The 13,032-nt window shown below is 26.4% G+C and carries 11 protein-coding genes and 1 other annotated feature (1 of these 12 cut by a window edge); of the genes, 6 read left to right on the top strand and 5 right to left on the bottom strand.

Annotated features, from left to right (window positions below):
- The first annotated feature begins 55 nt into the window (after positions 1-55).
- The 4 genes from AC4FQV_RS07930 (at position 56) to AC4FQV_RS07915 (ending at position 4,592) form a co-directional block, all read left to right on the top strand.
- Complete coding sequence (locus AC4FQV_RS07930) at positions 56-1,450, top strand: polysaccharide deacetylase family protein (protein WP_491165281.1); 1,395 nt, start codon at positions 56-58, stop codon at positions 1,448-1,450.
- A gap of 209 nt (positions 1,451-1,659) precedes the next feature.
- The gene (locus AC4FQV_RS07925; RefSeq protein WP_491165280.1) at positions 1,660-3,153 is read left to right on the top strand and encodes a YjjI family glycine radical enzyme; all 1,494 of its coding nucleotides are present in this window, start codon (positions 1,660-1,662) and stop codon (positions 3,151-3,153) included.
- A gap of 8 nt (positions 3,154-3,161) precedes the next feature.
- Positions 3,162-3,983, top strand: a complete 822-nt coding sequence (locus AC4FQV_RS07920; protein WP_491165279.1) for a YjjW family glycine radical enzyme activase — start codon at positions 3,162-3,164, stop codon at positions 3,981-3,983.
- A 102-nt stretch (positions 3,984-4,085) separates the two neighbouring features.
- Complete coding sequence (locus AC4FQV_RS07915; protein ID WP_491165278.1) at positions 4,086-4,592, top strand: hypothetical protein; 507 nt, start codon at positions 4,086-4,088, stop codon at positions 4,590-4,592.
- 66 nt (positions 4,593-4,658) lie between these two features.
- On the opposite strand, the gene AC4FQV_RS07910 is transcribed toward AC4FQV_RS07915, so the two are convergent.
- From AC4FQV_RS07910 to AC4FQV_RS07895, 4 genes are all read right to left on the bottom strand, one after another.
- Positions 4,659-5,462, bottom strand: coding sequence for a tetratricopeptide repeat protein (locus tag AC4FQV_RS07910; protein ID WP_491137945.1), 804 nt, complete (start codon positions 5,460-5,462; stop codon positions 4,659-4,661).
- A gap of 193 nt (positions 5,463-5,655) precedes the next feature.
- The gene (locus AC4FQV_RS07905; RefSeq protein WP_491165277.1) at positions 5,656-6,966 is read right to left on the bottom strand and encodes an alpha-L-fucosidase; all 1,311 of its coding nucleotides are present in this window, start codon (positions 6,964-6,966) and stop codon (positions 5,656-5,658) included.
- 161 nt (positions 6,967-7,127) lie between these two features.
- Positions 7,128-7,454, bottom strand: coding sequence for a HesB-like protein (locus AC4FQV_RS07900; RefSeq protein ID WP_491137947.1), 327 nt, complete (start codon positions 7,452-7,454; stop codon positions 7,128-7,130).
- Between the two features lie 81 nt (positions 7,455-7,535).
- Positions 7,536-7,880, bottom strand: a complete 345-nt coding sequence (locus tag AC4FQV_RS07895; RefSeq protein WP_491137948.1) for a HesB-like protein — start codon at positions 7,878-7,880, stop codon at positions 7,536-7,538.
- A gap of 286 nt (positions 7,881-8,166) precedes the next feature.
- Between AC4FQV_RS07895 and AC4FQV_RS07890 the strand changes: the two genes are divergently transcribed.
- Together AC4FQV_RS07890 and AC4FQV_RS07885 are read left to right on the top strand one after the other, a co-directional pair.
- Entirely contained in the window at positions 8,167-8,898 is a 732-nt protein-coding gene (locus tag AC4FQV_RS07890; protein ID WP_491165276.1) for a polyamine aminopropyltransferase, read from the top strand.
- A gap of 268 nt (positions 8,899-9,166) precedes the next feature.
- Positions 9,167-10,171 carry a pectate lyase-like adhesive domain-containing protein gene (locus AC4FQV_RS07885; protein ID WP_491137950.1) on the top strand — a complete coding sequence of 335 codons (1,005 nt, stop codon included), beginning with the start codon at positions 9,167-9,169 and terminating at the stop codon, positions 10,169-10,171.
- A gap of 129 nt (positions 10,172-10,300) precedes the next feature.
- Here the strand turns inward: AC4FQV_RS07885 and leuS are convergent, their stop codons facing one another.
- Complete coding sequence (gene leuS, locus AC4FQV_RS07880) at positions 10,301-12,751, bottom strand: leucine--tRNA ligase (RefSeq protein WP_491165275.1); 2,451 nt, start codon at positions 12,749-12,751, stop codon at positions 10,301-10,303.
- Positions 12,752-12,825: 74 nt separating this feature from the next.
- Positions 12,826-13,032 (bottom strand) — a binding site (T-box leader); it runs 3 nt beyond the window's last position.

The raw sequence follows: 13,032 nt of genomic DNA, 5'->3' as shown, positions 1-13,032 counted from the left end.
ATATTGTTTTTATGTATTTTATTTTTTATGACTTTTACTGTAGAGGAGGAGTTTAGTGAAGAAAATTGTGAAGGATTTAGCTCTAGTATTGTTAATAATTCTTCTTGTTATTTTATTTGTTGTTGCTTTTAAAATAATAGCCTTTAGAAAAGAAGCTATAACTAATATAGAAGCTTATGATAACAAAATAACTTTTGATACTAAAGCTACAAGAGAAAAAATTAAATATTTAGAAGTTGAAGGTGAAAAAGATAGAAAAATAAGTGAGGTTAAGGGAGTAAAAATATTTATAGAAGACAAGCCTCTTGTTTTAGAAAATAATATTTATGAAAAAAATTTAAGATATTATATTTCTATAGAAGATTTACAAAAAAATGGACAGGTTATTTTAGAGACTAATAAAATTTTAAGTAGTTTAAATAAAGATAATTACATAGATTTAAACTCAAAAGAAATTTTAACTAATGTAGGTAATATGGCTTTAAGAGGAGAAGTTTTAGACATAGGAAATAAAAAATACATATCTTTAAATGATTTTAAAGAACTTATAGGGGCTAGAGATGATTGGTATTCTGATAAAAATTCAATATATTTTTATTTAGGAAAGGATAAAAATTTAAATACTAATTATGAAGTAAATGAAGGTAAAGCTGCCCTAATAAGAATTGAAGATGTTACTTCAGGAGGAGTTTTTTCTCAAGATAATAACATGGAAAAAATGAAGTATTTAGGAGATTATTTTAAAAATAATAATATAGTTTACCACATAGCTTGGATTCCTAGATATGTAAATCCAGAAGAAGGAATTGATAATGATTTACTTAAAAATAATAGCTTTGAAAATGTTCATTTTATAAATATGTTAGACCACTTAATAAACAGAGGTGCAGTAATAGGATTACATGGATATACTCATCAACATAAAGAGCAAGTAACAGCCCTAGGGGTTGAACTTAAATGGAATGTTAATAGTACAAGAGAAGATGTTTTAAATGTTGTTGAATCAGCACTTAAAACAGCTAAAACTTTAAATATACCTGTAGGATTTTTTGAGAGTCCTCATTATAAGGCTGATAGAAATCAACAAAAAATAATAGAAAATTATTTTCCTGTAATGTTTGAACCTTATGCAGGTTATTGGAATTTAAATCCTATAGTAAGTTTAAGTAATAAGTCAACTTTATATGTTCCTGCACCTTTAGGATATGTAAAAGATAAGGGTGAAACTGTATCAAAAAGAATAGAGGATTGTAGTAATGAAATGTTAACCTCCTTTTTTATACACCCTTATATTTTCTTAGGAAGTATAGAAAATACAAATAAATCTTCAAGTAATGAGGAAGTTTATAACTTTACAGAGGATTCACCTATTACAAAAATTCTTTCTGCATTAAAGGAAAGAGGATGTAAAACAATAACTGTAAATGAATTAAATAATCAGGTTAAGTAAATACATAAATTTTTATGAAATTAAAAGTCTGCTAGAGTATTAAATGTTTACCTAGCAGATTTTTTAGTTTTTTTAATTGAAAATTATTCCTATAAATTTGTACACGGTTACAGAAAGATATATAATAAATTTGTATTAAATTATATTTAATATAAGTTTTTTTGTTTTTTTATAAATTTAAAAGTAATTTTTTAGAAGGGGGAAACGCTGTGGGTAGAGTATTAGATATATTAAAGGATGAATCTTTAACATATAATCAACAACTTAAAAATTTAGCTGCATATGCAGAAAATACAATTGATGTCTTAAATATTGATGATGAAACAAAAAAATTAATAGACGAAGGGTGTATATGTACTCTTTTTGAAGGAAATGCTCCCTTTAGACCAAGATACATAATTCCAGATTATTCTTTACTTATGGAAAAAGGTTGTGAGTTTTTAAATCTTTCAGTACCAGAAGATATATGGGAGGCTACAAATAATTTATTGATTTTTTATAAGCATGTGCCTTCAATAACTACATTTCCTGTTTATATTGGAAATTTAGATGAGCTTTTAGAGCCTTTTGTAGAAGATGAAAATGAAGCTAAAAAGGCTATTAAATTATTTTTAAAGCATATAGATAGAACACTTACAGACTCTTTTGTTCACGCTAATATAGGTCCTAGAGAAACTGTTGCAGGAAGATTAATTTTAGAAGCTATGGAGGAGTTAAACTGTGCAGTTCCAAACTTAACAATGAAATATGATATAGAAAATACTAGTGAAAGTTTTATTAAATTATGTGCAAAAGTTGCCCTAAAAACTGCTAAACCTAGTTTTGCAAATCATAAGATGGATGTTAAAAGTTTTAAAACAGATAGATATGCTATAGCAAGTTGTTATAATGGATTTTATATTGGTGGGGGCGGATATACTCTTGTCAGATTAAAATTAAATGAGGTTGCTAAAAAAGCTACTTCTGTAGAGGATTTTTTAGATAATGTGCTTCCTTATGTAAGTACTAAGATGATTAATTATATTGATGAAAGAATAAGATTTTTAGTGGAAGAAACTCAATTTTTTACTTCTAATTTCTTAGTAAAAGAAGGGTTTATTCAGAAAAAATTATTTACAGGTATGTTTGGGGTAGTAGGATTAGCAGAGGCTGTAAATACTTTATTGAATGCTAATAATAAAGAAGAGAGATTTGGGCATTCAGAAAATGCTAATAAGCTTGGGCTAAGAATAATAGAAAGATTAAATAAAATAGTTTCTAAACATGAAGCAAAACATGTAAATTGCTTTGGTGGACATTATGTTCTTCATGCACAAGTAGGTATTGATTTAGATAAAAATGTATCACCAGGATGCAGAATACCAGTTGGGGAAGAACCAGAATTATTTGAGCATATAATTCAATCAGCACCTTTTCATGAATATTTTTATAATGGCATAGGAGATATTTTTGTTTTTGAGGATACATATAAAGAGCATCCTGAAGCTTTAGTAGATATTATAAAAGGGGCTTTTAATTCTGGCATAAGATATATGTCTGTTTACGGAAGTGGAGCAGAGGTTATTAGAGTAACAGGATATTTAGCTAAGCGTTCAGAAGTTTGTAAACTTGAGAAGGGTGAGGCTGTTCTTAATAATACAGATGTATTTGCAATGGGTGCAAAAAATAATTGTCATGCCTTTGAAAGAAAAATTAGAAAGTAAGTGATTTTATGGCTTTAGTAAATAAGATAATTCCATTTTCCTGCGTAGATGGACCTGGGAATAGAATGGTTATATTTTTTCAAGAGTGTAACTTTAAATGCTTATACTGTCACAATCCTGAAACTATAAATAAATGCATAGCTTGTGGAAAATGCGTTGAAAATTGTGAAGTAGGAGCCTTATCTATAAGCAATGGAAAAGTTATTTGGGACGAAGAGGAATGTATTTCATGTGATAAATGTATAAAGATTTGTGATTATATGTCTTCACCAAAAACTAAGGATTATTCTTTAGAAGAACTTTTAAAGAAAATAGAAAAGGATAGTTTTTTTATAAGAGGAATAACAGTTAGTGGAGGAGAATGTACATTAAACTCAGAATTTTTAATAAAGCTTTTTAGAGAAGTTAAAAAGCTTGGTTTAACTTGCTTTGTTGATACTAATGGCAACACTAATTTAAGTGATGAACTTATAGACCTTACAGATAAGTTTATGCTTGATGTTAAATCAACCTGTGAAGAAGAAAATATTTGGCTAACTAAATCATCAAATAAGTTAGTATTAGAAAATTTAAATAAACTATTAAGTCTAAATAAGATGTATGAAGTTAGAACTGTTATAGCTAAAGGGTTAAATAATGAAAAAACAGTAAAAGATGTATCTAAAGTAATTGGTGATAAATGTAGATATAAACTTATAAAATATAGACCCTTTGGTGTTAGGGAAGAAGGAATAAAGGTCTTTGGGGATTTAGTAACAGATGAAAGTTATATGAAAAGTTTAGAAAAAATAGCTAAAGATAATGGTTGTGAAAATATTATAATTACGTAGTATTTTATAAATTTTAAATCCTGCTATTTTAAAATAAAAAAGCTTATAACTAAATATTAAATAAATTTAATATGAAAATTATTTAATATTAGGAGGAAGGATTTGAAAAAGTTTTTTTTAATAACATTTTTATTCTGTTTCATAATAGGAGGAGTACTTTTTTATAGGTTTAAAAGTAGAGATTTTTTAAATCTAAGTATTGAAGAAATCTCTATAAGTAGTGCAAATGAAAGTGATTTTTTAAATAGTTCTGTAGAGAATAAAGAAAATCCAGAGGATTATTTTGATATAGTCTTTGATATTAAGGCTAAGAATACTTCTCAAAATTTATGTGCTGAAAGTGTAAAACCTCATATTATATTACCTAAAGAATTTAACAAAGAAGATTTAATTGATGTAGGAGTAACATCTTTAAGTAATAATAAGGGAATATATCCTAAGAAAGAGGAAGCATTTCCTTATAAGATTTTCTTAAAGAAAAATAATTATTCAAAGGAAGAAATTTTAAAAATTTTAAAAGAATCTACTTTAAAGGTAAATATTCTTAGTTATGAAAAAGGACCTTTAAAATATTTAACTTATGGTGGAAGTTGCGAATATATTAATTAAAAATTCTTTTAATTAATATAAAAATACTATTTGAAATATTTAATTTTATTTCAAATAGTATTTTTTTTATTTTATATTTAATTCATTTATAGCTTCTCTAATTTTATCCTTAGTTAAAGCTGACAGATAAGATTCTCTTTTAGTTAAGGCCTTATCAAAGGATTCTAAAGCAGCTTCATTATTTCCTTCTTCTTTTAAAATTAAACCATAGTAATAATAAGGCTCTGGAATACCAGGGTCTTCTTTTAAAAGTTCAGTATATAATTCTTTAGCTTTTTCTTTATCACCAGTAAAGTAATAAGATTGAGCTAAGTTATCTTTTATAACTTTATTATCTTTATCATATTCATAAGCTATAAGGTTATATTTTAAAGCCTCATCGTAACGCTTGTCTAAAATTAAAAAATATCCTAAAGTTTCATAAACTGTTGAATGTTCATATTCAGTATGAAGATTTTGTAATTCATCAATAGCCTTTGGCAAATTCCCATTTTTCCAAGTTATTAGAGCATCTGTCATTTTGTATGAAGCTCTTAATCTTTCAGGTAATTTATTATAGTCAATTGCCTTTAAAAGTTTAGTAGCTTCCTCTAAATTTCCTAAGTATAAAGTAAGATAAGCATATTGTAATCTAATACTATCACTAGTATTTTTATATGTACAAGCTTTTTTATAAAACTCTAAAGCTTTTTCTCTTTCTCCATTTTTAAAGGCAACATTACCTTTATAAGCTAGTATATAGGGCTTTTTACTATTGTATTTATATAAGGCATATATTACTACAACTATTAAAGCTAAAATATATTGCTTCATCATAAGTAGTATAAATACTAGTATTAAAGCTATTATAAAATCATAAGCTATATTCATTTTTACTCCTCCAATAAATGTTACAATTTATAGTATAAGAATAATTTTAATGGAATTTTATTCTTAATACAACTTTACCTAGGAAGATTTATAAAAAATATCTTAAATAATAAGAAAAATTTATATTAAAATAAGGCACAGAAACTTTAAAAATTAAAATTTCTATGCCTTAAAAAATAAAGGCTTTTTATTTTTAATTAGTTTCTCCTAAATAGGCTCCAATATGATTTATAAGAGGAGGATTTTTATACTTAGTAAAGGAAATTTTTATTTTATCAGTTTTAATAGGACTAATAAAACTAGCAATATGCTTATATCCTATTGAATTTCCCTTATAAAGTTCAAACCAGCCATTTTTGTATCCATAAATCTTAAATTCTTCTACATTTTGCCCTTCTGCTATCCACTCTCTAAGTTCTAAAATATTAAATTCTGTAATTTTATTGAAATTTATCTCTATATAAGGGTTAATAGCATTTTCATTAGCTATCCAATAGGATTTTTTGTAATCATCAATTAAATTATAACTATCACTATAGGAAGAGTTAGTAGCTAAAATTGATGCCCCTTTAATTAAATTATCGCTAAATGTTTTTCTTATATATGATGAAAACTTAGTAAGCAATTTTATATCTTCTTCTCTTAAAATTCCTTCTTTATTAGGTGTTATAGATAAAACTAAATTAGAATTTTTTCCTAAGGAATTATTATATATATTTTTTAGATTATTAATAGGAGTATTTTTATTATTAAAACAAGTATTTAAAGAATAAATACTTTCTCCAACTATCCAAGAATCACCATAAATATCTCCTTTATAAAGAGAATTATCATTATATGTTTCTTTTAATTTTTTTAAATTAACAGAGGAGAAGAATATTTTGTTTGTATAATTTATATCTGAATAGTAGGTATAACGTACATCAGGTCCAATAGGGCTAGATATAATACACTTAGGATTTATCTCTTTTATTACTTTAAAATAACTTTCAAAATCAAGAGAAGAAAAATCCTTATCTAAAATACATTTATCTAAAATAATTTCACTTATATTATTATAATTACTCATAAGTTCTTTTAATTGCATTATATAGTAATTATCATATTCTTTAGGAGTTAAGTTAAGAAGAGGGTAATCTTTTAATGTAAGGTAAATTCCAAATTTAAGTCCAAATTTTTTGCAGGACTTACTTACTAGATTAACTAAATCAAAATCATCAAATTTTGAATTTATATAAACTCTTGAAAAATCACTATTCCATAAGAATAAACCATTATTAAGTTTACAATTTAAAATAACTTTTTTAAATCCAAATTTAAATAAACTTTCTACCCAAAAATCTGTACTAAAGGAAGGTTCTCTTAAAAAAGAAGGAGCTTCGCAATTAATTTCAGAATTGTTTGTAAATGTATTCATTGACATATCTAAAAAAGCTATTAGTTCATCTTCTTGGTACTTTCTTTGTTCTTTAGTTGGAATTAGGTTTACTAGAGTTAAGTTCATTATCTCTCCTCCTTAAAATAAAAGTATTTATTAAATTATAATACTAAAGTAAAATATAAACAACTAAAAAAAGTAAAAAATTCAAAATAAATACTGTTAAAATTAAGAAGTAAAATTTAATTTTTAAAATAAAAAAAGAGAGGATTAATCCTCTCTTTTTATTAATGACATCCTGAACAAGATGAACATCCACCTTCAACTTTTTTTACTGGTTGAAGAGATAATCCTCTTCCTCCATTTTCATCAGAAGAAACTAAAGTGAATCCTTCAAAGTCATTAACTAAATCTTTGTTAACGAAGAATGTTATATCTTCAATTGTAACAACTTCATCATCTTCCTTTGCTTCATCTACAGAAATGTTAAATACAGGACCACCACAACCAACTCCTGCTAGGTTAATTCTTATATCGAATTTTTCAACTCCATTTTCTTTAAGAAAATCTTTAAACTCATTATAAGCTTCTTTACTCATTTTTACAGCTGACATGTTCTTTTCCTCCTAAAATTTTATAAATATTTATGTAATTACTAATATATTTTAAATATTATTTTTAAAAATATACTCATTTTAGTGACAGCTACCACAGCTACCACAGTTTCCACTACATCCGCCACCTTCATAATCATTCATTAAAGGTGTTAGAGTTAATCCTTCTCCAAGGTTTTCTTCATCTGAAAGAATAGAAAAACCTAAAAATATTTCGATTAAGGTAGGGTCTATAAGGAAAGTTAAATCTTTTATAACTTCGATTTCATCTCCCTCATTTTCTTCTCCAGCAGTTACGTAAAACATAGGTCCCATAGGGCCATTACCACCAAAGTTTATTCTAATAACATTACTATCTATATCATTTGATTTTAGAAATTCTTTAAATTCAACATAAGCATCATCGCTCATTGCTACCTTTTTCATTAAATCACCTACTTAAATTTCAATTAATTAATAATTAGTATTAATTGATTAAATTATATCTTTTTAAGGAAAATAAATCAAGACTATTTTAGTAGGAATTTAAAGTGTAATAGATTGTTTAGGAAAAAATACGAGAATTTTAATATATTAAGATAAGTTTTAATAAATAATTCTTAAGTATAGTCTTTTTTAAAAGAAAAATTATGTTTATATATATAGTAAGATATTATGTTAAAATGTATAATAAGTAAAAAATCTGTTTTTAATATTCTAGAAAGGAAGAAGTATGATACCGTATAATATAGATTATTGTGAGAAGAAGATAAGAGAGTACAAAAAAAATATAAAGGAAAAAACGTTAGGAAACTTTACTATTAAATATAGTGATGAAAAAGACTTTGATGGATATTTATATAATCATAAAACTTTTTTAAAAGAAAGTCCTATAGAGTTATATGAAGGAGATAAGCTTTGGATGAGAATTTCTCCAAAGGAAATACAAGGTTCCTATGAAAGTATAAAAAGAGCTAAAGGAAGAGTGGGAGTATTAGGTCTTGGCTTAGGATATTTTGTTCAAGAACTTTCTAAGGAAGAAAAGGTTGATGAAATAATAGTTTATGAGATTAGTGATGAGGTTGTTAATTTATATTTAGAAAATTTTGGAGAAAATTCTAAGATTAAAATAATAAAAGGTGATGGATTTAAGGCTAGAAGAGAGAGTTTTGACTTTTTTTATTGTGATATATATGAATATAAAATAAGTGAAGAAATAGTAGAGCATTATAAAAAGCTTAAAGAAATTCATAATATTTTAGAATATAGCTTTTTTGGAGTAGAGGCTTTTATTTTAAGTTGTCCAACTAGTGAGATAGTTTGGGTTTACATTTTAGAAGAATGGATGGAAATGGCTAAAGATTTATTTATAAGGTTTAATCATAGCGAATTTATAAAATACTTTACTCCTTTAAAAGAAGAGGAAGTTTTAAATCTACTTAAAGAGTTTTCTAAAGTGCTTTAAAAATTTTAGTATATAATTAAAAAATATAGTATACAAATTCTCCTGTTATATAATGGGAGAATTTTATATTTAATCTAAAATTAAAGAATTTATAAGTAATAGGTAAAAAAATAAAGATAATATATACAATTATATATTTATATCTTTTAGTAGGGTTAAAAAAATCTAGTATATGTCAAAAAAATCTATAATTTATTTTTGAAAACCTATACAAAAAATGATATAATGATTTCATAATAAAATATATAAAGAAGAGGTGATTTTTAATATGGCCCATAAAAAAGTGGCAAAGATATTAGCAACTGCTATAGTAGTAAATAACCTCTCCAGTAGCGTAGTTTTAGGCAAAGAATTAAACGTAATAGATAATAAAAAGGATAACTCGATTATAAATGAAAGTTTAAATCAGAGCAAAATATATAGTAATATTTTTAGAATAGAAAAAACAGTAGGCAGTACAGAAGAATTTTTGAGAATTATAAATCAAGGAGGTTTAGAAGAAATTAAGCTGTCTAGAGATATAGACCTTAGTAAAATAAGTAAGGGATTAGATATAACTGGGTCTAATATTGTAATAGATGGTAATGGTAATAACATATATGTTAGTAGGGTAGCAGAAGATATTAAAGGGGATTTTTTTAAACTACAGGGAGATGGGATTGTGCTTAAAAATTTAAATATAGTATGTAAGGGAGAGAATGAGGAAAATAATAATGCCCTTATTTCTATATTAGGTGATGATGTTAAATTGGAAAATGTTTCTATTGAATCTAATTTTAACAAGGCTATTGAGGTTTTAGATGGAAAAAATGCTAATATTAAAAATTGTAAAGTAAACAATAAGAAAAATTCTAGTTATGGAATAAGAGTTGATAATGGTGAAGTTACTTTAAAGGATTTTTATTTAGAAAACAAATCAGGCATTGGAATAGATGTTTTAGGAAAAGCTTCAAAGGTTAATTTAGAAGGAACTATAAAAATAAATTCTCCTATTGAAGTTAGAGGACAATTAAGAGATGGCGCAGTTTTAAATTCTGATAATGAGCAACTTATAAATGAAAAAAAAGTTTTTGGCTACACTTATTATGATGTTGCTAAAGAAGAAGAATTAGTTAAAAATAAGTACGAGTTTTTAGAAGCCTTAAATAATAAAATAGTAAAGAGTATAAAATTAATTGATAATATTGATTTAAGAGGAGAAGAAGAGTATTATTATAAGGTTTTAAATAAAGATAAAAATATAGATAAAAATAATTATCATATAATAATGTAATAAAGAAAAAAAGGTATCTAAAGTTTTAGTTCTTTAGATACCTTTTTAATTATGGTATTTCTTTAAAAGTGTTAATTTTTAAGATTAGTATTAATTTTAAATTAAAAAATTTGCAACGTTAATATTATATTACTTAACAACTATATTTACAAGTCTACCTTTTATAACTATTACCTTTATAATATTTTTTCCTTCTGTTGAAGCAATTATTTTTTCATCAGCTAAGGCTGCTTCTTTTATTCCTTCTTCATCTAAATCAGAAGAAACCATTATTTTATTTTTGATTTTTCCGTTAACTTGAATAGCTATTTCTATTTCATCTTTAACTAAAGCCTTAGGGTCAAATTTTGGCCATGTTTCATTAAAGATTGAAGAAGTATTTCCAAGTAGACTCCATTGTTCTTCACTAAAGTGAGGTGCAAAAGGTGCTAATAATCTTAAGTAATCAGAAACTACATCTTTTAAGAAAGTAAGATTCATTTCTTTTTCTTGAGTATATTTAGATAAAGCATTTATAAATTCCATCATTCTAGCTATAGCAGTATTAAATTGAAGTTTATCTGTATCCTCAGTAACAGATTTTATAGTGTTATGTCTCCAATAGTTAAGCTCTTTTTCAGCTTTATCCATTGTTGTTTTGTTATTTTCTCCTTTAGCTATAGCTTCTCTTGCAGTATCTATAATTCTTTCGATTCTTTCTACAAATCTATTTACAGATTTAATACCATCATCACTCCAAGCACCACCTTCAGTATAAGCAAAGCCAAACATTAGATACATTCTAAATACATCTGCACCATATTCTTTTATGTAATCATCAGGAGATATTGTGTTTCCTTTTGATTTACTCATTTTTAATCCATCTGGTCCTAGTATTAATCCTTGATGAGTTAAAGAAGTAAATGGTTCATCAAAGTTTAAGTATCCCATATCTCTTAGGGCTTTAGTTACAAATCTTGCATAAAGAAGATGCATACATGCATGTTCAGGACCACCAACATATTTATCAACTGGTAATATTTTATTTATTATTTCAGGATTAAATGGAGCTTCTGTATTTTTATTATCTGGATATCTTAAATAGTACCATGATGAACATACAAAAGTATCTAAAGTATCAGTTTCTCTTTTTGCTGGTTTTCCACAGTGAGGGCATGTTGTATTTACAAAGGCTTCACTTTTAGCTAATGGAGATTTTCCATCAGGAGCAAATTCAACATCATATGGTAACTCAACTGGTAATTGACTTTCAGGAACAGGTACTATACCACAGTCATCACAATAAACAACAGGAATAGGAGCACCCCAATATCTTTGTCTTGAAACTAACCAGTCTCTTAATCTGAAGTTTACTTTCTTTTCACCAAGTCCCATAGAAGAAAGTTTTTCAACTATTTTTTCTTTAGCTTCCTCTGTAGTTAGACCGTTAAATTCGCCAGAGTTTATTAAAATACCAGCTTCACAGAATGGAAGAGTAGTATTATTTCCTTCTTTATCTTCTATAACTCTATTTATTGGAAGGTTGAATTTTTCTGCAAAAGCAAAATCTCTTTCATCATGAGCTGGAACAGCCATAACAGCACCAGTTCCATAAGTTGCTAATACATAATCGCCAACCCATATAGGAACTTCCTTACCTGTTAATGGATTTATAGCATATGCACCAGTAAATACACCAGTTTTTTCTCTTGAAATAGATTGTCTTTCTATATCTGATTGTTTTTTAGCTTCTTCTTTGTATTCCTCAACAGCTTCTTTTTGTTCCTTTGAAACTATTTTATCTACAAGTGGATTTTCAGGGGCTAAAACAACATAGCTAACACCACATAAAGTATCAACTCTTGTTGTAAATACATCAAAGCTTAAATCACTATCTTTAACTTTAAAGTTAACTTGAGAACCTGTAGACCTTCCTATCCAATGTTTTTGCATAGCAACTGTTTTTTCAGGCCAATCTAAACCATCTAATTTATCTAATAATTCATCAGCGTAATCTGTTATTTTGAAGAACCATTGAGTAAGGTCCTTTTTAGTAACTTCTGTTGAACATCTTTCACAAGCACCATCAACTACTTGTTCATTAGCTAAAACTGTTTGACAGGATGGGCACCAGTTAACAGGAGCTTTTTTTCTATAAGCTAATCCCTTTTCATATAATTTTAAAAATAGCCATTGAGTCCATTTATAATATTCAGGTGAGCAAGTTACAACTTCATTATCCCAGTTAAACATAGCTCCCATAGCTTTTAATTGTTCTTCCATTTTAGCTATATTTTTTATTGTTGAATCTTGTGGGTGTATTCCTGTTTTTATAGCAAAGTTTTCAGCTGGTAAACCAAAAGCATCAAAGCCCATTGGTTGGAATACATTATATCCTTGCATTCTTTTGAATCTAGCCCATGAATCAACTGGTCCATAGTTAAACCAATGTCCTGCATGTAATTGGCTACCTGAAGGGTATGAGAACATTTCTAATACATAAAGTTTTTCCCCTTCTTTATTTGGATCGAATTTATAAATGCCAGATTCGGCCCATTTATCTTGCCATTTTTTATCTATGGCAGTACTATATTTACCCATTAATTAATCCTCCTATAAAGTATATATAATAAAATTTTTTATAAAAAATAAAAAAACCTTTCATCTCTTAAAATTTAAGAGACGAAAGGATATTCGCGGTACCACTCTTATTAGGAAAGTTTTCTTTCCTCACTCGATTTTTTTATAACGGTTTTACCGTATGTGCTTTTTTTCACACATATGCTCCTAGGCAAGTTCATATTATCATAACATTGTGTCACAGCAAACCACAACTCTCTTTAGTCTATGAATTTAATATTACTACTCCTATTCAAAGCTTT

It is taken from the genome of Clostridium sp. TJA038, from assembly GCF_058310255.1.
This window is presented reverse-complemented; position numbering and strand designations above follow the sequence as displayed.